We start from the raw sequence: 22,041 nt of genomic DNA, 5'->3' as shown, positions 1-22,041 counted from the left end.
TAAAAAAACCACCCGATATTTGGGTGGTTTTTTATGTCTAGCAGATCAGCATTAATGTGCAGCTTGTTGTTCTGACTGAATCGCCGTTAATGCAATGGTAAAGACAATATCATCTACCAATGCACCACGCGACAAGTCATTTACAGGTTTATTTAAACCTTGCAGCATTGGACCAACACTGACCACATTAGCCGAGCGTTGAACTGCTTTATAGGTGGTATTGCCTGTATTGAGATCTGGGAAGATAAATACATTGGCACGCCCAGCAACTTGAGAGTCTGGTGCTTTAGAGCGTCCAACACTTTCAACAGATGCAGCATCATATTGTAAAGGGCCATCAATCAGTAAATCTGGACGACGTTGTTTGGCAATTTCCGTGGCTTTTGCAACTTTTTCAACTTCCGCACCTGCACCTGAAGTACCGGTTGAATAGGAAATCATGGCAATACGTGGATCAATACCAAATGCTTTTGCCGAATCTGCAGATTGAATTGCAATCTCTGCCAATTGCTCAGCATCTGGATCAGGGTTGATCGCGCAATCACCGTATACATAAACTTCGTCTGGCAGTAGCATAAAGAAGATTGAAGAGACTAAGGAGTATTCTGGTGCAGTTTTGATCAGCTGAAATGCAGGGCGCACCGTATTGGCGGTGGTGTGCACAGCACCAGAAACCAGTCCATCGACTTGATCAAGTGCCAGCATCATCGTACCGAGTACCACAGTATCTTGCAGTTGTTCACGTGCTTGTAATTCGTTAAGTTTACCTTTACGTAATTCAACCATTTGGGTCACGTAGTTTTCACGAATCAGATCTGGATCAATAATTTCTAAATCCACAGGAAGTTCAATATTACGTGCTTTGGCGACTTCGAGTACCGCTTCAGGTTTTGCTAACAATACACATTGCGCAATACCACGAGATTGACAAATTGCTGCGGCTTGAATGGTACGTGGCTCATCGCCTTCAGGCAGTACAATACGTTTTTTTGCAGCAATAGATTTTTGTACCAATTCATGACGGAATGCAGAAGGGGATAAACGCGGTTTATAGTCACCATTTAACATCTGGGTCAACCATTTTGGATCAATATGGCTTGAAACGAAGCGGGTCACTTGATCAGCACGTTCAGTATCATCCACAGGAATTTCATTGCTTAGATTGGCAAGTTGCTGTGCTGTTTCAAAGGTACTGAGTGGTGTATGTAAAATCGGTAGACCATTTTTGATTGCAGCCTGGCAGAACTCTAAAACCAATGGATTTGGCTCATGGTGTTCAGTTAAAACCAAACCTGCGAGTGGAATGCCATTGCTGGTGGCTAAACTACTGGCCAATAACACATCAATACGATCAGAAGCACTGATAATCAGTTCACCTGCAACGAATTTTTGTAGTTCATGTTCAATATTTGAAGCAATTAAGCTGCTGTGCAATACACGGCGTGTGTTGGCTTTGCCCTGATTAATCCACGTGGCTTGAATTTGTTTTGCTAAGTCTGAGATGCGAGGCACACTCAAGGTGTCACTGAATGGAACTAAGCCAATAATTGGAAATGTTGCTGAGCCGATGTGTGCATGAGTTTTTTGAATTTCAGTTTTAAATTTTTCAGTATCTGCAACTAAACGTAAGCTTGGATCAATGGTCACCGGAATTTGTGCAGATTCTGCCGGTAGACCACGGGTACGCATAAACAGTACGCCTGCATTACGCGATGATGATGCACCACCAAAATTACGTACTTGTGCTTCAACTTTTTCAGCAGTTTGTTCTGGTTTTTCGATATTGGCATTACTGACAAAGATAACCTTGGCATCCAAAGCTTGCGCCAAAGAGGCATTTAAATCACTGGCAAAAGCATCACGTGCAGTAGGGACTAAGCCTTCTACAATCACAATGTCATGGGACTTTGCAATTTGGCGTTGTAAGCTGACCGCTTCTTCAAGGAGCTCATCAGTTTCACCATCATTGAGCTGTTGTGTGATTTTTGTATAAGCTATCGGTTCAACCGTATCTAATTTTGAGATATGACGGTAAAGCGCAGTGGTGCGGTCTGGTTCAGCAACTAATTCTTGTGAAAATGGTTTTACAAAGCCTGCTTTAACGCCTTGGCATTCCAATGCATAGACTAAACCTAAACACGCAGACGTTAAACCTACGCCTTCCCCAGTTGGAACCAATAAAATTGTTTTCATAGACGATTCTTTAATCAGTAAAAATATGTGAATTCATGGATAAATTGAAGATGAATATCTCAAATCATCTGCTTCACTCAACATCTTTTTGGTGGTGTATACAGTGATCGCAAAACGATATTTATCTACAAGGCTGGTTTATATATTTATGCCAGCTTAAGCGATTACAAAACAGCTTTATATCAAAATCTGGTCAAGATCAATTGTAATAACGAGCTTGAGTATGCTGCTATTTCAACAGGTATACCCAAAGCTCGTACAAAACTTACGACAGCTTAAGCTGTCGCAATATCAGATTCAGGCTTTTTTGCGGCCTGTTGTACCTCGTGTTCTACAACATGAACGGTTTCTTTAGCAATACGACCTTCTTCATCGGTTGGTATGACCCAAATTTGAGGACCTGTTCCAGCATCAATTCGACCTTCTGTACCACGTTTTAAACCATCATTCTGTTCTTTGCTGAGGTTGAAACCGAAGTGTGGTAAGTAAGCGATCGTTTTTTCACGAATATAGGCAGAGTTTTCACCAATACCGCCAGTAAAGAACAGGCCATCGATACGTGGTAAACCGCAGCTTAATGCCGCAAGTGATTTGGCTAAACGATAACAGAATACTTCAATCGCCAAAGTCGCATCTTCATTGCCTTGTTCTGAGGCTTCAATCAAGGTGCGCATATCATTTGAAAGATCTGATAAGCCCAGTAAGCCTGATTCACTGTTCAGCATTTTATCAATTTTATAGATGTCCCAGCCCAGATTTGAAGCAAGAAAACTATGAATACTTGGATCAACATCACCACTACGGGTACCCATAACCACACCTTCAAGCGGAGTCAGTCCCATGGAGGTATCGACACTTTGACCATTCCAAATGGCGCAAGTGGAGCTACCATTGCCTAAGTGTGCTGTTAACCAACCGCCATGTTTATAGCTCCCCGCAAGTTCAGAACCACGTTCAGAAACATAGGCATGACTGGTACCATGGAAACCATAACGACGAACATTGTGTTGTGTATACAGGAACTTTGGTAAAGCATAACGATATGCATGTGCAGGCATGGTTTGATGGAATGCTGTATCAAATACGGCAACTTGCGGTAATTCCGGGAATAGACGCATTGTCGCATCGATACCGACTAAATGAGCAGGGTTATGCAGTGGTGCAAGTGGTGTTGCTTCACGAATTTTTTCTACAATTTCAGGCGTCAATAACTCAGCTTTGGTTAAGGTACCGCCATGAACAACACGGTGTCCAATGGCTTGAGGTTTATACTGTGATAAACGCCCTAAGATGGTTTCTAAAGCTTTTTCATGGTCTGCATAGGGAATTGAAAGCTCAAGCGGTTGATTGCCCGCCGTGATTCCTTTAATACGTGCATCAGCAGAGCCTAGGTTTTCTGCTAAACCAAAGATTCGATCTTCACGACGTTCAGAAACAAGCGCATATTTGATTGATGAAGATCCGCAGTTAATTACTAATACTGATGTAGACACGTTTGAATACCCGAAATTATAATTTAAAAAAGTCATCCTGATTGATCTGATTATGCTTGTTTATAAAGGGCAAATTAGATCAGCAGTCATGTTGTACCATGTGTAGTTTTTTTGTCCTAGATAGACTTTAGGTGATTAGACTTTTGGACTATCGACCTGATATTGATTAATAATTAATATTTATCAATTGATTGTTAAAAATTATCACTCATTGTTGTTTTAATCTATCTGCATTCTATAATTTCTTGTAAATAATCTTGTCCTATCCAAAGGCAATCTTTGCGTTTTTCTAAAAGATAAGCACATATTTTTTATCAAAATTTTAAATTGATTGATGTTTTTACTGTGCATTAAAAATAAAAACTCAGCACTTATGTTTGAGATAAATGCTGAGTCGAGTTATTCAAGCTTGGAATCAATGACGAATTTGACCATCGCCTAAAACAATCCATTTTTGCGAGGTTAAACCTTCAAGACCGACTGGACCACGGGCATGAATTTTATCGGTAGAAATACCAATTTCAGCACCTAAACCGTATTCGAAACCATCAGCAAAACGCGTCGAAGCATTGACCATAACTGAACTTGAATCTACACGGGTTAAGAATTGACGCGCTAAGCTAAAGTTTTCAGTGATGATTGCATCGGTATGATGTGAGCCATATTTGTTAATATGTTGAATGGCTTCTTCAATCCCCGTCACAATTTTCACTGCCAAGATTGGACCTAGATATTCTTCATACCAATCTTCTTCACTGGCTGGTTTTACAGCATTGCCTAAGATTTTTTGAACATTGATACAGCCACGTAATTCAACGTTTTTTTCTGCATAAAGCTCAGCGATACGGGGTAAAAACTCTTCCGCAATTTTTTCATCAACCAACAATGTTTCCATTGCATTACACACACCATAACGATGTGTTTTTGAGTTTAATGCGATAGGAAGTGCTTTATGTAGATCCGCCTGCGCCTCAACAAAAACATGACAGTTTCCATCAAGATGTTTAATCACAGGAATGGTTGCTTCATTGGTAATGCGTTCAATCAAGCCTTTACCACCACGAGGTACGATGACATCGACATATTCAGACATAGTAATCAATTGACCCACGGCAGCACGGTCAGTAGTGTTAATCACTTGTACACAAGTTTCAGGTAAGCCCGCTGCTTTTAAACCATGTTGGATAGCTTCAGCAATTGCTTGATTTGAATTCAATGCTTCAGAGCCACCACGTAAAATGATGGCATTGCCAGATTTTAACGCAAGTGAGGCAGCTTCAAGGGTAACGTTTGGGCGTGATTCATAAATCATACCGACCACACCTAAAGGCACGCGCATTTTACCAATCTGAATACCTGTCGGACGGAAAGCAAGATCCGTGATTTCACCAATCGGATCGACAAGGCTGATGACATCTTTTAAGCCTTGTAACATCCCTTTAAAGCGTGTGGGGTTGAGTTCTAAACGATCAAGTAAAGCACTATCCAATTGATTGTCACGACCTTTGTTTATGTCAATTTGGTTGGCGGCCAAGATTTGCGGTTGACTATTTTCCAAAGCAGTATAAATCGCAGATAAGGCATTATTTTTTGCAAGTGTAGTTGCGCCTGCCAAAACACTAGCGGCTTGGCGTGCTTGCTTCCCTACAGTTTGCATATACTGTTCAATTGAGTCTTGCATAGCAGTTTATTTGATCATTAAAAATTTCCCTTTGATAGTAGCAGTCTAAGTAAAGCCAAGGAAGTATTTCACTGAAATAAACTTATTTTGCAGCGTTGAAGCGTTAAATATCTTGCAAAATCTTTTGCCATTTAAACTGGATAAACGGTCAATTTAGCGATTGCGTATAAATCACACATCTGTAAGAATGAAACAATAAGGACATTGATGTGATACAGAATTCATACGTATCACGAATTTGAAAGAATAATGCGGGTCAAAATCTTGCATATTAAAAGAATAAAGCAAGGATGGAGGAAGGATATGAATTCCATTATCCAAATGGACACAGAATCACACCAATCTTTATCAAGCTTTGGTTTTTTCGACATATACCACAAAAACAGTTTTAAGCAGGAGCCAAGAACAACTTGGATTGATGGCTGGAAAATTGAGTATATGGCGATCGCGGATCCACGAACAATTCACAATACACCGATTGTGATTGTGGGCGGAGCGTTCCAAAACTTTAACTCATATAAGTATTGTGTTGAGCAGTTCTTTGAAAGTGGCCCAGTCATTTTGATTGATTTGCCCTCTATGGGCGCCAATCAACAAATCACCAATATCGACTCTGGTTTATCTGCGGGGACATTAGAATTACCTGATCTTTCTCGTATGTTGGGACAGTGGCTTGATATTGTCGCGATTGAAAAAGTTGCTGTGGTGGGGATTTCTTTAGGTTCTGTGATTGCTTCATTTTTTGTTGATCAACGCCCTGAACTGGTCGAGAAAATGATCTTGATGGGGGTGATGCAAGAAACCCGTAAAAGCTGGCGCATGTTGTTAGAAGAATCATTGATGTTGATGAAAGAGCAACGTATGGGCGAGTTTGGTCAGGCCGTGATTTTGTATTTAGTCAATCATGCCAAGCTCGATAAAACGCGTATGTCGCCCACAGCCAAAAGATTATTCTTTAAGCAAATGGCTGAGTTTTCAAATACTGAACAAGAACGTTATGAAATCAATTGTAATCGTCTATTACGCTTAAGCCATGTACCGGTTCCTCAAGTGAATACACTGGTGGCATGTGGTCAATACGACAGTTTTACCTTACCTCATGAAAATGCAAACTTTGCTTTGCAATGCCCAGATATGCAGTTTGCAATGATTGCCAATGCCGATCATGTTCCTCAATTACAACGCCGTAAAGAAACCATGACTTTATTCACCACTTACTTAAAAGGTGGGTCGATCCAAGGGCTGGATGGGATTGTCAATTTCACACGGGAACAAATGCAGCATATCGAGCGTCGTGGTGAAAATCGTATTCAAGTGCTTGATCCACATCGTCAGTTGACACATCGCCATTCAAATAAAGTGATTCAGGTTGAGGTGGTTGATTTAAATTACTTTGGTTTATTGATGCGTCTTGATCATCAACAAGATTTAGCTTTTGTAAATCAACATACACGTGATTTGGCTTTAAATTTAAGTGATGATGAAGGTGAGTTTGCGATTGAATGTTTGATTTTTGAAACCTCTGCAGCTGGTGTTCGCGCACTATTTAAGCATGGTAGCTTTGAAAATGCAGATCGCTTATTACGGTTTATTGCACGCCAGACTCAAGCAGTGCAGTTATGTATAGCGCAAGAAGGCGCGGTGGCTTAAGCTTTTGATATATTGATCTGTTAAAAAACCAGTCTTTTGGACTGGTTTTTTTATTTCTAAGAATTGAAGTATTTAAATCTCGAAGTGTTTATGTTTCGAAGGATTTAAGTCTCGAAATCTCAATACATGATTGCTTTAGCGTTGTGCATCAATCATCCACACCAAATCACCGAGATGCTCTTCAGCATTGTATTCAGTTGAATCTGTATTGAAATAGACACGAGGCTGAATCACGTCAACTTTTTGAAAACCAGCTTGATAGATAAAATTTCTGACTTGTTCTGGTGTGACAAAGTGAAAAGTAAAAGCACTTCGTGACATGACTTTTAACAGCTTGCTGCTGTTCCAAATCACTTTTGCCAATTTGTTTTTTACCGGTTCAGGGTAAAGGTCGGTGAGATAATGCAGACTGTTAAAGTCTTGCCCATAATGGGCAATCGATTGAATCAATTGTTGTAACAGTTCTTTGGTGAAGTAGTTAATTAAACCTTCACTGATCACGACGAGTGGTCGTTGTGGATCAAATACCTTAAAGGCTTTTTTAAAATCCTCTGTAAATAAGTCGACAGACAACACATCTGGGCTCTTGTGATCAATTTGCTTAAGCGCCGTTTGCTTGGTTTTTGCCATATCGGGTAAATCTAATTCACGATAATCAATCAAGGGATAATGTTGTCTAAACCACCAGCCTCTGGGTGACAGCCCCGCGGCTATTTCCAATACTTGTAAGTCTGGAGACTGTTCAATCAGTTCAGCTAAGCGCTCATCCAACATGGTATGACGTTGCTTGAGTGTGGTACGCATACTGCCACCGACATATTTTTCTCCCCAACTTTCTATTGGGTGGGCAATCATAGCCAAAGTTTTACCTTTGGATGTGGCAAATAAGGGATGAGAAATGCCCATTTGATACCAAATATAGCCTGTGTAATGGGCTGTAAATGAAATATGGCGGTGCTTGGAAAGTTGCTGGTCTGACATGGTTATCCTTAACTTTTATTTTTTCTAATGGGGTCATGATGAAAAGCAATTAAAACACAACTAAAAATTTAATTTTGCTTCGTCGTCTTTTTTGATCCTTTGCAACCCTCCTGTTGAAAGGAGGATTGTTTAAATCTCTTTAATCATAAAAGGCTGGAGATTTGCCCCAGCTTGTCATCAAGAGGGGGCAGGAAAATTGAGTTATCTAGCGCAATATCCTATGGATAGCTCTCTATTGGTTTTAAAGTGAATTTTTAAATTCTTCAATGACTTTTTTGACAGCTTGCCATTCATTTCCAAGATCAAATGTTTCATCAATACTGATCTGTGGAATTTTGCCACGCATACGTTCTAAACGTGCTTGATTTGGCAAAGGTAAGTTTTCGATCCCAGCCAATGCAATACATGCCGATTCACGGTTATTACACACCAAGCCCATATCACAACCTGCTTCGAGGGCAGCACGGATACGTGCATCTGCTCCGCCTGCAACACAAGCTGCTTGCATGCTTAAATCATCCGAGAATAACACACCATCAAATTGAAGCTCTTGGCGTAAAATCGTTTGAATCCAGTAAGGTGAAAAACCAGCAGGATTTGGATCTACTTTTTCATAAATCACATGTGCAGGCATCAGTGCATCCAGCTGGGTTTGTAGCTGAATAAAGCTTTGCATATCCTTGTTATAAATGTCTTGGTATTCACGTGGATCAATTGCTGCAGCAACATGTGAATCTGCTTTCACAGAACCATGTCCAGGAAAGTGTTTTCCTGTGGTTGCCATACCCGCACGTTGCATTCCTTTCATAAATGCGCTGGCAAGCGGTACAATATCTTGTACATTTTTTGCAAAGGCACGATCGCCAATTACATCACTAATGTCATTCAGATCTAAAACAGGTGCAAAACTAAAATCAATCCCCACTGCAAGCACTTCAATTGCCATGAGCCAACCACATTGTTCAGCCAGGGTTAAGGCTTTTTCAGGTTGAGTTAAGTATAGCTCACCAAAATGCCCCATGGCTGGTAGTAGGGTAAAGCCTTGTTTTAGGCGTTGTACTCGTCCACCTTCTTGATCAACGGCAATAAGAATGTCGGGGCGAATTTGGCGCATATGATCGGTTAAAGCGCGAACTTGAGCGGGTGATTCTATATTTCTTGAAAATAAAATCATGCCACCGACTTGCGGAGTTTGTAATAGTTCAATATCTTCTTGAGTAAGTTCTGTGCCTGCAATATCAAGCATCAATGCGCCGATCATAGGAATCCACGGTTGTATTTATATAAACTGGGAAACAATACCCGATTTCTGCAATGATTTGCTACACTTACTCAGTACAGATTATGCTAAAACTACACAACATAAACAGATAAAGTCGTTTAAGATATTGAAACTGTTGAGTTCAGATTGAAAAACGATATAGAAATTGGAAAACCCAAGGAAGTATTAAGAATTTATGAAAATTCAAACTCTCGCTTGCGCTATAGCACTTGCAACAGGTGGTTTATTCTTTACCCATACCATCAATCAGGCAATGGCGGAAACCAATGCTACAAACGTGTCTCAATCGATTCATCCTTCACAAGATCAAGCCTTAGTGACACGTCAACTTGCAACATTGATTGACCGTCAGCATTATTTGAATATGCGTTTAGATGCAAATACATCAAATCGTATTCTCGACATGTATATTGATAGCCTTGACCCAGAGCACACCTTATTTTTAGCTTCAGAAATTGAACAATATAAAAAGCAATATGGGGCAACACTCGGCGCAAAATTAAAAGCAGGCGATTTGTCTGGACCATTTGCGATTCATGCGCATTATCGTGCACGTTTAAAAGAATTTTATGAATTTGAATTGGCTGAACTTAAAAAGACCCAGAACTTAAATCAGCCAAATGAATTTATTGATGCAGATCGTGAGAAAGCTGAATTCTTTGCCAGCAAAGCCGAGTTGCAAAACTATTGGCGTAAGATGCTGGTGTCGCAATTAATCAATCTCACTATTGCTAAGCAAGAAGATCAAGCCAAACAAAAAGCATTGAAAGATGATCCAACATTGGCCAATGGTCAGGATTTGGCAGCATCAGAAGATCTTACACCGGTTCAAACACTCACCAAGCGGTATGCCCGCCAACTAGAGCGTATTGGACGAACCAAGAGTGATGATGTACTGGAACGTATCCTCAATGCAATGACCTTGACCTACGATCCACACAGCAATTATTTCCCACCTGTTGATGCTATGGAGTTGAATCGCCAAACCACCTTACAACTTGAAGGTATCGGTGTTTCGATTCGTCCTGAGCGTGGTAATGAAGACTATACCAAGATTGAAACCATTGTAGATGGTGGGCCGGCAAGTAAGACCGGACAGGTTAAATCTGGTGATCGCATTATTGGTGTTGCACAAGATGGCAATAAAATGGTCGACGTGATTGGTTGGCCAAGTTCTGAAATTGTCGGCTTGATTCGTGGTAAACGTGGCACCAAGGTGTCAGTGAAATTGTTGGCTGCAGGCGCTTCTATGAGCCAAGCACGAGTTGTGACCATTACTCGTGATGTGATTCAAGAAGAAGATGCGGGTGTGCGTTCACGTACTGTAGAGCTAACACGTGATGGTAAAAAACATAAGTTTGGTGTTTTAGAAATCCCATCTTTCTATCTGAACTATCGCGCACGTCGTGCAGGGACTGAATATCGTTCCGTTTCAGAAGATACCAATAAAGCATTGAAGTCACTTGCAGCACAAAATGTTGAAGGGATTATTATTGATTTACGTAATAACCCAGGTGGTTCTTTAGAAGAAGTTGCCAAAATGATTGGGCAAGTGATTAAAGAAGGCCCAGTGGTTCAAATCCGTGATGGTAACGGCAATGTGAGCGTGTTTGAAGACACCGACGGTGGTGCGCAAACCTATGCAGGACCTTTGGCTGTTTTGGTTAACTTAGCATCGGCTTCTGCCAGTGAAATTTACTCTGCTGCCTTACAAGATTACGATCGTGCGGTAATTTTAGGAAGTACGACCACGGGTAAAGGGACTGCACAAGTTCAATTGGATAGTCTTGCTTATGGTCAAGCAACCTTAACGCAACGTAAATTCTACCGTGTGACTGGTGGCAGCACCCAAAACAAAGGTGTGATTCCAGATATCAAACTGGTGGATATTTATGATGAAGAGTTTGGTGAGCGTAAAGCTAAAAATGCTTTGAAATGGGATACGATTCCAACTGCGCCGTTTAAACGTGAAGGATCAATTCAACCGTATGTGGCACAGCTTGGTGAAAAATCAAAAGTTCGTGCGGCAGGTGATCCACAGTTCCAATACTTAGAGACGCGTAAAGCGATTGCTCAAGAAACCAAAGATCAGAAACGTATCTCTTTAGATATTGATAAACGTAAAGCAGATTTAGTGGCACTTGAAGCAAGAACATTGGCTGCGGAGAATAAGCGTCGCACTGAAACAGGATTAAAGCCATATTCAAATTGGGAAAGTTACCAAGCAAGTTTGGATGCATTGGCTGAATCAAGAGCGAAAATGAAGGTAAACCAACGTCCGGCATTGCCAGAGGAAGAGACCTTTGTGAATGAGGCTGCCAATGTTCTGTTAGATTTGGCACATCTAACAAGTAAATAACTAAAAATTCTATTTAGGTAAAATAAAAAAGCATATCTCGGATATGCTTTTTTTATTTCGATTCAAAAAATAACTTGACGTTCAATAGGATAGTGATATTTTAAGTAAAACGAACGTTCTTTAAAAAAAGGTGAACCTTCTCGCAATTTTGCGTTGTATATATAGAGGTTGCTTATAACAAAAATAGGTTCATTACTGGAAGTAAATTTTTATGAGTTATATGAGTTATGATAGTAATCTCGTAATAGGTTCTGCATGTATTGCAGTTATCATCTGTTACGTAGCTATTTCATTAGAACAACTCATATTTACCCAACATACCCCTCGTCTACAGAAAATTATCTTGTGTTTAAGTGGCATGGTTTTTGGCTTCGCCATTTGGGCAATGCACTTTGTCGGAATGTTGGCTTGTGATCTACCGCAAGGTTATTCCTTTGATTTAACATTAACTGTGATCTCCTATATTATTGCGGCCATGGCTTCGACTTTTGCGATTTGGCTCACCACTCAAGAGACTTTGCCAATTGTACGGTTGATTTTAGGTGGCGTGTTGATGGGACTGGGAATTTCTGGAATGCACTATATCGGCATGCTGGGGCTAGATATTCCAAATCAACAAGTTGATTATGATGTTATTTTGGTGATGCTCTCTGTCATCATCGCGATTAGTGGTTCAGGATTGTCTTTCTGGCTCGCATTTAAATATAAGAACTCTTTTAATCATAAGATGCTTTATAAAATTGCTGTATCAATCATGATCGCACTCAGTATTGTGGGAATGCATTATATCGGTATGGCAGCAGCAACGATCTCATCGGTGCATGACAATCATTTTGGAAGTCAACTACACGAAGGGCAAGGTATTTTATTGTTTACCATTATTTTTGTCGCGAGTTTAATACTTGTCTCTGCTTTTTGTGTGGCGATTTTAGAACGAAGATTAGAAGAACGTAGTTTACAGTTATTACAAGCCAATAAAGAGCTTGAAGACTTAGCACTTCAAGACAATCTGACTAAACTTCCAAACCGATTATTTCTCGTTGAATACACCGATGCTTTATTTTTAGATTATAAGGACATACAGTCTAAAATTGCTTTTATTTATATTGATCTAGACCGCTTTAAATCTGTTAACGACGCATTTGGTCATCATATCGGTGATGAGCTTTTGGTTAAACTCGCCCAGCGTTTATATCCGTTACTTAAGGATGGGCAAAGACTCACTCGTATTGGTGGAGATGAGTTCATTCTGATTCTGGAAGATTCTAATCGTAATGAAGCTGAAGAGATTGCCGAATTGTTCTTACAAAAAATACAAGATGGTTTTCAAATCTCAGGTAAAGAAATTAATATTTCTGCCAGTATTGGCATCGTATTTTTCCCCGACCACGGGCAGAACTTACAAGATTTATTGATCAATGCTGACTCCGCCATGATGCAATCTAAAGAGCAGGGGCGTAATACTTTTAGTGTTTATAGCAGTTCATTAGACCAACAACACCAAAGTCGAAGTCAATCTAAACTCATCAATGATTTATATAAAGCAGTTGAAGAACAACAATTTATTCTATTTTATCAACCTAAATTCACTGCGGACTACCAAATTTGTGGGGTAGAAGCTTTAATCCGTTGGAAGCATCCAACCCTAGGCTTGTTAGCCCCGAGTATGTTTATTGATGGCGCTGAGCAAACGGGGCTGATTATTCGTATGGGCTATTGGGCCTTAGAGAAAGCATGTAAGCAAATTCAAGAATGGGAAGATAAAAAATATGCTTTTGGTCCCATCGCCGTAAATCTTTCAGCAGTACAATTTGAACATAAACATTTGATTGAAACTTTAGAAAAATTGATTCAAAAATACCATGTCAAAAATGGTAATTTAATTATTGAAATTACTGAATCTACAGCGATGCATCATATTGATGACAGTATTCAAACCTTTGAGAAATTAAGAAATTTAGGTATCCGATTGGCAATTGATGATTTTGGGACGGGGCATTCGAGTTTCTTGTATTTAAAAGATTTACCTGTAGATGAATTAAAAATAGATCGAGAATTTATCCGTAATTTGTGTGAAGGTTCAAAAGAACAAATCATTTTAGAAAGTATTATTCATTTGGCGATTCGTTTGGGTCTGGTGGTGACGGCAGAAGGCGTTGAAACTGAACAGCAGGCGCAGATTCTTAAACGTTTAGGTTGCCAGCAATTACAAGGTTATTTGTTAGGCATGCCGTTACCTGTAGACCGTTTGGAAACCAATTATAGTATGGTTAAAGCCATACCTTAGATATAAAAATATTCAGCCAGCTAAAGACCTAGCACGATCATTCAAACGAGGTTTAAGCTGAGCATAATCGCGTTTTACTTAATCATCGCCACTGTATATTGAGATCTATGTTGATCTTTAAAACCATTTGCTTGTCGTCTGTATCGCTCATCCTCTTTCTGGAATTTTTGCGATGTCTGTGCGATCAAAGTGCTTAATGATATAGCAACAATCGTTAAAAACGACGCTAAATCTGATACAATATCGCCAATTTTTGAATTCCCATTTTCCAGTTCAAGTACATATTTATAAATGTGTACATAACTGTGTACATATTGTAGATTTTTTATGTTTAAAGATGAATTAGCGGCGCAAGTCGCTCAGCGACGTACCTTCGCTATTATTTCCCACCCCGATGCTGGTAAAACCACAATGACAGAAAAACTGTTGTTGTGGGGTAAAGCAATCCAAGTTGCAGGTATGGTTAAAAGTCGAAAGTCAGACCGTTCTGCGACATCTGACTGGATGGAAATGGAAAAAGAGCGTGGTATTTCGATTACCACCTCAGTCATGCAGTTCCCTTATAAAAATCATGTCATCAATTTACTTGATACACCAGGACATGAAGACTTTTCTGAAGATACTTATCGTACTTTAACTGCCGTTGACTCAGCATTGATGGTGATTGATGGTGCAAAAGGGGTCGAGGAACGGACCATCAAATTGATGGAAGTGTGTCGTATGCGCGATACCCCGATCATTTCTTTCGTCAACAAAATGGACCGTGAAATCCGTGAGCCATTAGAATTGCTTGATGAAATTGAAAACGTGCTTAAAATCCGTTGTGTGCCGATTACTTGGCCATTGGGTATGGGGCGTGACTTCGCAGGCGTATATAACATCATTGAAAATAAGCTTTATGTATATAAAGCGGGTTTTGGTTCGACCATTACAGATATTGAAATTCGTGATGGCTATGACTATCCAGACATTCGTGAAAAAGTCGGTGATCTGGCCTTTGCTTCATTTGAAGAGTCTTTAGAGTTGGTGCAAATGGCGAATGATCCGCTAGATCCAGCGGAGTTTTTAGCAGGTCGTCAAACGCCAGTATTGTTTGGTACAGCGTTAGGTAACTTTGCGGTTGACCATGTATTAAATGCATTTATTCAGTGGGCACCACAACCAAAAGCGCATCCAACACATGAACGTACTGTTGAAGCAACGGAAGAAGGCTTCAGTGGATTTGTATTTAAAATCCAAGCCAATATGGACCCAAAACACCGTGACCGTATTGCCTTCATGCGTATCTGTTCAGGTAAGTATGAGAAAGGTTTAAAGATGAATCATGTGCGCATTGGTAAAGATGTGCGTATCAGTGATGCATTGACATTCCTTGCCGGTGAACGTGAGCAACTTGAAGAAGCTTGGCCTGGCGATATCATTGGTTTACATAACCACGGTACGATCCAGATTGGTGATACATTCACTTCAGGTGAAAAACTCCATTTTACGGGGATTCCACACTTTGCACCTGAAATGTTCCGCCGTGTACGCTTAAAAGATCCATTGAAATCTAAACAATTGCAAAAGGGTTTAAAAGAGCTTTCAGAAGAAGGTGCAACGCAGGTGTTTATGCCGCAAATCAACAATGACTTGATTGTTGGGGCTGTAGGTGTACTTCAGTTTGATGTGGTGGCGTATCGTTTGAAAGAAGAATACAAAGTAGATTGTATTTATGAGCCAGTGAACATCAACACAGTGCGTTGGGTTTCTTGTGATGATGAAAAGAAATTTAATGAATTTAAGAAAAAGGCACATGACCAACTTTCTGTCGATGGTGGTGGGCATTTAACTTATCTCGCACCAAGCCGAGTGAATCTACAATTAATGCAAGAGCGTTATCCGGATATTCAATTCCGTTCTACACGTGAGCATTAAGTTCAGCTAACTTATTGCAAAATGTAAAAACAGCTTCCTTGTGAAGCTGTTTTTGTATCAAAATACAATGCTTTTTGTCCAAAGGGATTTATGCAGTGCAATTTTCAAAAAAAATAATTTCAGTGCTTTGCTTAAGTACAATGGTTTTGGTTGCATGTGATTCTAAAAAAGATCAGGACAAAGATGGTTCTGTATTACAACCCAAACAAGAAGCCGCTGAAGTCTTACCTTATTTAAATATTCAAGAAACCAAAGCTGATTATGCCTTACCGTTTTGTGAAAAGAACAATTGCATTGAAATTGATATTCAAACCATTAAAACCCAAGACAATTGGTTAAATCAGTGGATTGCAAATAGTCAGTCCAGCGTGATTCAGGCACAGATTGATTTAAAACAGAATATGACCTTACAACAGGCCATTAATGCTTTTGTCAAAAAGTCAGATACTTGGCAAGAAGAGTTCCCGAAAAATAAAGCCTTTGAACTGCATATGCAAACGCGTATGGCTTCACAACGTAATCAGTATGTTTTGTTGCAAGTTTCAGTCAATAGTTTACAAGCGGATGTCAGTATCAAAGAACGACAATACTTTTTTGTTGCTGACCGGAAATTGAAGAAAAGCTTAAGTATCTTAGATGTGATTGATGCCAAACATCAGAACCAACTGAATACTTGGGTCCAAGAAAAATATGCAGAATGGTTGGAAAAGCAAAATAGTGATGTGAAAAAAAATGCGCCTAAAAAGTTATATTGGGGGCAAGCCGATTGGTTCTTTGATGGTGAAGGTGTTGGCTTACATTATCGCGCCAATGAAATTGTCGAAGATGGTACCCAGTTGGATATTTATTTGAGCAAAGAACAGACGCAAAAAATATTCAAGCCTGAAGTGTATCAACGCATGTTCTAAGGAGTATTCTGATCATTCTGCCAATTTTAGCGGGATTCTAAAGCAGAGCGGTTAAGATCATTGGTCCTTGTTGAATTGACTCAGCGATCAATAAACTAGGGCCACGTATTGCAATAACGCTTCAATTTTCATACAAATTTTGATTGAGGATTTGTATAGAGAAGAATAGGCTAATGAATATAGAGATTAAAAAATCTTGGCTTGATTCGTTGGATAGGTTTGTGAAATGTTAAATCAAAAAAGTACTTTAGCGCTTTCAATTCTGGTGATCACTTTAGGGTTAACTGCATGTCAAAAATCTGACTCGAAAAAAGCAGAACCAACAGTTGATCAAAGTGCTGCATCTCAAGTGCCTGATACATCAATGTTATTACAGGGCGATACAGAAAAAGTAAAATTGACACTGCCTGAGTGTAATGGCAATACATGCCCTGAGTTTTCTATAGAAAGACTAAAAAGTAATCAGGCTTTTGTTGATGAAACGATTGATCAAGCGATTCTTGATAATCTGGATAAAATGCTGGATATCGCGCAATTGAGTAAAGCAAAAAAAGATGCAGATCAGCAACAAACGGCTTCACAAGCTTCAGCAAGTGAGGTGCAAGCCAATAAAACCCCTGTTCAGCAATTGCAAGAGCGGGTGCAACCTTATGCAAATTCATTCCTTGAGATGGATAAAGAGCTTAAAACATTAGGGGCAAGTGGCCAGATCACGATTAGTTTAAGTCCTAAAATTTTAAACTCAGATAAACCTTTAGCGACGGTGGTATTAAATACCAGTAGTTATTTAGGCGGTGCACATGGGGCATCTGCGCAAACCTATTTTAACTTTGATTTGGTGAGTAAAAAACAAGTTGGCTTGGATCAAATCATTGAAGCCAATCAAAAAGCTAAATTTGAAAAATTGGCACATGATGCATTTAAAACTTGGGTTATCGATTCAAAACTTGCTGAAAGCGTCAATGAATATGAACAGGCGTGGAAGTTTACATTATCAGACAATTTCTATTTGGGTAAACAAGGTCTGATTTTACAATATGGTGAATATGATATTGGGCCTTATGTTGTTGGCTTACCGCGTTTGATGATTCCTTACGATCAGTTAAAAGGCGTGCTGAAAAGTCAATATTTCCCCGCGGAGATGCAAGTTGATCAGCCAAGCAGCTCTACACCTGTTGCAAGTGGTAAAGCGAAATCCTAATGCCTTGGTCTTTGTTTGATACGCATACACATTTTGATGTTCCTGATTTTGATCTGGATCGGGAACAATTGGCGTATCAAGCAAAAAAGGTGGGTGTAGAACATTTGATTTTGATTGGGTTTCTATATGAACGCTTTCAAGATTTGATTGACACTCAGCAATTTTTAAATCAGCTAAATAATGCGCCCCGTAGCCATCTTGCGCCGGGGTTGCATCCCTTTTATATCGAACAACACCGTCTAGAGCATTTAAATGCTTTGGAAAATATACTGAAAACTGAAGCTTGTATTGCGGTTGGTGAAATCGGCTTAGACACGTTTCTTAAACAGCATAAACAAGCTGAAATTTTTCAAAAACAACAAGATTTTTTTTCAGCCCAAATTGAACTTGCCCAACAATACGATAAACCCATTCTTCTACATATTCGTAAGTCTCATGCTGACGTGCTTGCAATGTTGAAACAGCACCAGTTTAAACATGGTGGTATTGCACATGCTTTTAGTGGCGGGATAGAGGAAGCAAAAGCCTTTATTAAATTAGGCTTTAAACTGGGTGTCACAGGACAAATTACCAATCCAAATGCCAAAAAATTGCATGCAGTTGTACAAGCGGTTGGTGCAGAACATTTAGTGCTAGAAACCGATTGCCCAGATATGACACCACTGTGTTGCCAGACGTCTGACCAGCAGCATACCCGTAATACACCAGTGAACTTGCCTTTTGTCTTGGCAGGTTTAGCAGAAAGTTTGGCAATGGATCAAGCAACGCTGGCAGGGATGTTGTGGAAAAATTCACATGAATGCTTAGGGTCTGTTGCCATTTCATAAATGGCCTGCGTTGTAGGTTAAAATTGAGCAGGCAAGGCAGGAAACGAAGAGAATAGCGAGACTATTTTCAAGTTTCATAACGAAGGCTGAGATAATTTTAGCCACAACCCTTCGGGACTAGCGTGTTTTTTGCCGCTACGTCGTTACGAACTACTCATTTAGAATGACTAAATTTCGTATTTCGTGCCTAGTATCGCCTAAAAAACACACGTAGTCGCAAACGTTAACGAATTGTCAACAGACCCCATATTTAGCGATGTAAATTTGAATAAAAATAACCAATCAACAACACCTAAAATAAATATTTGTCTTAGATTTAAAGAAGTACTCCAAGTAGCCAATAAGAAAGTTAACGCCAAGCTGGAGGTTCAACCAATGGCAAAATATGGTCATATCAATCGTTTAAATTCTCTACAAGACCTAACTGTAGGGGATACAAGATATAAAATTTTTAATTTAAAACAGGTTCAAGCGAGTTTAGGTGATATTTCAAAATTGCCTAAATCACTCAAAGTATTATTGGAAAATTTACTTAGATTTGAAGATGATCAAACCGTGAGGCAAAGCGATATTCAGGCGATTGTCGATTGGCAAAACAATAAAACTTCAGATCAAGAAATCCAATATCGACCTGCACGGGTCTTGATGCAAGATTTTACTGGCGTACCTGCTGTGGTAGATTTGGCTGCGATGCGTGCAGCTGTACAGAAAGCCAATAAAGATCCCAATTTAATTAACCCTTTATCTCCAGTGGATTTGGTCATTGACCACTCTGTGATGGTGGATCACTTTGGGACAGATCATGCCTTCGATGAGAACGTCGAAATTGAGATGCAACGTAATGGAGAACGTTATCAATTCCTCCGTTGGGGGCAGTCTTCTTTTGATAATTTTAGTGTGGTACCGCCCGGAACAGGGATTTGCCATCAAGTTAATTTAGAATACCTAGCTCAAGCAGTGTGGCTGGGTGAAAGTGATGGCGAGGTATTTGCCTTTCCCGATACCTTAGTCGGTACAGATTCACATACCACAATGATCAATGGTTTAGGTGTATTAGGTTGGGGTGTGGGGGGAATTGAAGCCGAAGCGGCCATGCTTGGACAACCGATTTCAATGCTGATTCCAGAAGTGATTGGTTTTAAATTGACAGGGAAATTGCGTGAAGGGATTACCGCAACGGATTTGGTTTTAACCATTACTCAGATGCTACGTAAAAAAGGTGTGGTGGGTAAATTTGTTGAATTTTATGGTGATGGGTTGGCATTTTTACCACTTGCAGACCGTGCAACCATTGCCAATATGGCACCCGAATATGGTGCAACATGCGGCTTTTTCCCGATTGATGAAATCACTCTAGGCTATATGCGTTTAACGGGTCGTAAAGAAGACCGTATTGCATTGGTTGAGGCTTATTGTAAAGAACAAGGCTTATGGCGTCATACTGGGGATGAGCCTGTATTTACCGATGTGCTTGCTTTGGATATGGGAACCGTCGAAGCAAGTGTTGCTGGCCCGAAACGTCCGCAAGATCGAGTGGCATTGCCTGATATCCCACAAACTTTTAGTGCCTTAATGGCGCTGGATCTTAAGCCAGCTAAAGGTGAAGAAAAAGAACGTTTAGCCAATGAAGGTGGTGCAGGTACAGCAATTGATTCAAAACAGTCTGCTTTACAAAATGAAGAACCGCATTGTGTGATTGACGGTAAACGCTATCCATTGACGGATGGTGATGTGGTGATTTCTGCGATTACTTCATGTACCAATACCTCTAATCCAAGTGTGATGTTGGCTGCGGGTTTGTTGGCAAAGAAAGCCATCGAAAAAGGCATTCAACGTAAGCCATGGGTGAAAAGCTCTCTAGCACCAGGCTCTAAAGTGGTGACCGATTATTTAGAAGCAGCAGGGCTATTACCTTATTTGGACCAGTTGGGTTATAACCTCGTTGGTTATGGCTGTACCACATGTATTGGTAATTCTGGACCTTTACCTAAACCGATTGAAGACGCTATTCAGTGCCATGACCTGAATGTTGCATCGGTACTTTCAGGCAACCGAAACTTTGAAGGGCGGGTACATCCACTGGTAAAAACCAATTGGCTAGCATCACCGCCTTTGGTGGTTGCGTTTGGTTTATTGGGGACCATTCGTAGTGACATTACCAGCACAGCATTAGGGCACGATCAACAAGGTCAACCGGTATATCTCAAAGACATTTGGCCGAGTCAAATCGAGATTGATGAGGTGCTGCAAAAAGTTAATACAGCGATGTTCCATAAAGAATATGCGGCAGTTTTTGATGGTGATGAAAAATGGCAAGCAATTCAAATCCCAGACTCTGAAACCTATGAATGGGATGAAAACTCAACGTATATTCGTCATCCTCCATTCTTTGAAGGCATTGATCAACCCGCGAAACCAATTAAAGATATTCTCAATGCAAATATCTTGGCCGTTCTTGGCGACTCAGTCACAACAGATCATATTTCTCCTGCGGGGAATATTAAGAAAGACAGCCCAGCAGGTCGTTACCTAGAAGCGCAAGGTGTCGATCAAAAGGACTTTAACTCTTATGGATCTCGTCGTGGTAATCATGAAGTGATGATGCGAGGTACCTTTGCCAATATTCGTATCAAGAATGAAATGCTCAATGGTGAAGAGGGCGGCAATACCCTCTATATCCCGACAGATGAGAAGTTAGCCATTTACGATGCTGCGATGAAGTATCAGCAAGATGGTACGCCGTTGGTCATCATCGCAGGTAAGGAATATGGTACAGGCTCATCACGTGACTGGGCAGCGAAAGGCACCAACCTTTTAGGGGTAAAAGCGGTGATTACTGAAAGTTTTGAACGAATCCATCGTTCAAATCTGGTTGGTATGGGGGTTTTACCGTTGCAATTTGTGGATGGTCAAACTCGTCAATCACTTAACTTAACTGGACATGAGCAACTGTCGATTTATGGACTTTCTGATGACATACAACCACATGAAAGTTTAGATGTGGAGGTTAAACGTGTCGATGGTTCAATAGATCGTTTCAAAGTGTTATGCCGTATTGATACTTTGAATGAAGTGGAATACTTTAAAGCAGGTGGTATCTTGCATTATGTACTGCGTAATTTAATCGCTTCATAGCCTAATCAATAAATCACGATATATTTCAGTTCTCCAAGCCCTGTATAGAATGCAGGGCTTTTTTTATTGTGTTGGAACAAGACACACTGTCGATAAATGAGTAAAATAGCGAGGTATTTTTGAGTTG

The 22,041-nt window shown here is 40.1% G+C and carries 12 protein-coding genes and 2 pseudogenes; 9 read left to right on the top strand and 5 right to left on the bottom strand.

From position 1 onward, the window contains the following. Positions 1–51 precede the first annotated feature (51 nt). The 3 genes from pta to ACQ7EO_RS18485 form a co-directional block, all read right to left on the bottom strand. The gene (gene pta / locus ACQ7EO_RS18495) at positions 52–2,193 is read right to left on the bottom strand and encodes a phosphate acetyltransferase (RefSeq protein ID WP_434278317.1); all 2,142 of its coding nucleotides are present in this window, start codon (positions 2,191–2,193) and stop codon (positions 52–54) included. Between the two features lie 275 nt (positions 2,194–2,468). Beyond that, positions 2,469–3,686 (bottom strand): acetate/propionate family kinase, encoded by a 1,218-nt coding sequence (locus ACQ7EO_RS18490; protein ID WP_034610100.1) that lies wholly within the window; start codon positions 3,684–3,686, stop codon positions 2,469–2,471. Between the two features lie 415 nt (positions 3,687–4,101). Then, complete coding sequence (locus ACQ7EO_RS18485; protein WP_434278314.1) at positions 4,102–5,367, bottom strand: glutamate-5-semialdehyde dehydrogenase; 1,266 nt, start codon at positions 5,365–5,367, stop codon at positions 4,102–4,104. A gap of 303 nt (positions 5,368–5,670) precedes the next feature. On the opposite strand from ACQ7EO_RS18485, the pseudogene ACQ7EO_RS18480 reads away from it, so the two are divergent. Both ACQ7EO_RS18480 and ACQ7EO_RS18475 read left to right on the top strand, forming a co-directional pair. Next, positions 5,671–6,718: pseudogene (locus ACQ7EO_RS18480) on the top strand (alpha/beta fold hydrolase); the annotation flags it as partial. 77 nt (positions 6,719–6,795) lie between these two features. Next, a pseudogene (locus ACQ7EO_RS18475) lies at positions 6,796–7,017 on the top strand (alpha/beta fold hydrolase); the annotation flags it as partial. A gap of 135 nt (positions 7,018–7,152) precedes the next feature. Here ACQ7EO_RS18475 and ACQ7EO_RS18470 read toward each other — a convergent pair. Both ACQ7EO_RS18470 and nagZ read right to left on the bottom strand, forming a co-directional pair. Next, positions 7,153–7,998: a class I SAM-dependent methyltransferase gene (locus ACQ7EO_RS18470; protein ID WP_434278313.1), complete on the bottom strand. Its 846-nt coding sequence runs from the start codon at positions 7,996–7,998 to the stop codon at positions 7,153–7,155. 241 nt (positions 7,999–8,239) lie between these two features. Next, positions 8,240–9,259, bottom strand: coding sequence for a beta-N-acetylhexosaminidase (gene nagZ, locus ACQ7EO_RS18465; RefSeq protein ID WP_004818920.1), 1,020 nt, complete (start codon positions 9,257–9,259; stop codon positions 8,240–8,242). A gap of 196 nt (positions 9,260–9,455) precedes the next feature. On the opposite strand from nagZ, the gene ACQ7EO_RS18460 reads away from it, so the two are divergent. The 7 genes from ACQ7EO_RS18460 (at position 9,456) to acnA (ending at position 21,914) form a co-directional block, all read left to right on the top strand. After that, positions 9,456–11,639: a carboxy terminal-processing peptidase gene (locus ACQ7EO_RS18460; RefSeq protein WP_434278311.1), complete on the top strand. Its 2,184-nt coding sequence runs from the start codon at positions 9,456–9,458 to the stop codon at positions 11,637–11,639. 211 nt (positions 11,640–11,850) lie between these two features. Next, on the top strand, positions 11,851–13,926 hold the full coding sequence (locus ACQ7EO_RS18455; RefSeq protein ID WP_034609768.1) for a putative bifunctional diguanylate cyclase/phosphodiesterase: 2,076 nt from the start codon (positions 11,851–11,853) through the stop codon (positions 13,924–13,926). Positions 13,927–14,253: 327 nt separating this feature from the next. Further along, positions 14,254–15,843, top strand: coding sequence for a peptide chain release factor 3 (locus ACQ7EO_RS18450; RefSeq protein WP_004723253.1), 1,590 nt, complete (start codon positions 14,254–14,256; stop codon positions 15,841–15,843). A 140-nt stretch (positions 15,844–15,983) separates the two neighbouring features. Next, positions 15,984–16,751 carry a hypothetical protein gene (locus ACQ7EO_RS18445; protein WP_434279634.1) on the top strand — a complete coding sequence of 256 codons (768 nt, stop codon included), beginning with the start codon at positions 15,984–15,986 and terminating at the stop codon, positions 16,749–16,751. Between the two features lie 226 nt (positions 16,752–16,977). Next, positions 16,978–17,952 (top strand): RsiV family protein, encoded by a 975-nt coding sequence (locus ACQ7EO_RS18440; protein WP_034609772.1) that lies wholly within the window; start codon positions 16,978–16,980, stop codon positions 17,950–17,952. After that, positions 17,952–18,779 carry a TatD family hydrolase gene (locus ACQ7EO_RS18435; RefSeq protein WP_434278310.1) on the top strand — a complete coding sequence of 276 codons (828 nt, stop codon included), beginning with the start codon at positions 17,952–17,954 and terminating at the stop codon, positions 18,777–18,779. The genes ACQ7EO_RS18440 and ACQ7EO_RS18435 overlap by 1 nt, the downstream gene beginning before the upstream one ends. A 375-nt stretch (positions 18,780–19,154) precedes the next feature. Next, entirely contained in the window at positions 19,155–21,914 is a 2,760-nt protein-coding gene (gene acnA / locus ACQ7EO_RS18430) for an aconitate hydratase AcnA (RefSeq protein ID WP_434278308.1), read from the top strand. The last annotated feature ends 127 nt before the right edge of the window (positions 21,915–22,041 follow it).

This window comes from Acinetobacter sp. CE-15 (genome assembly GCF_051059255.1).
GTDB lineage: Bacteria > Pseudomonadota > Gammaproteobacteria > Pseudomonadales > Moraxellaceae > Acinetobacter > Acinetobacter guillouiae.
The sequence above is the reverse complement of the archived record's forward strand: the minus strand, read 5'-3'. Positions and strand labels throughout refer to the sequence as shown.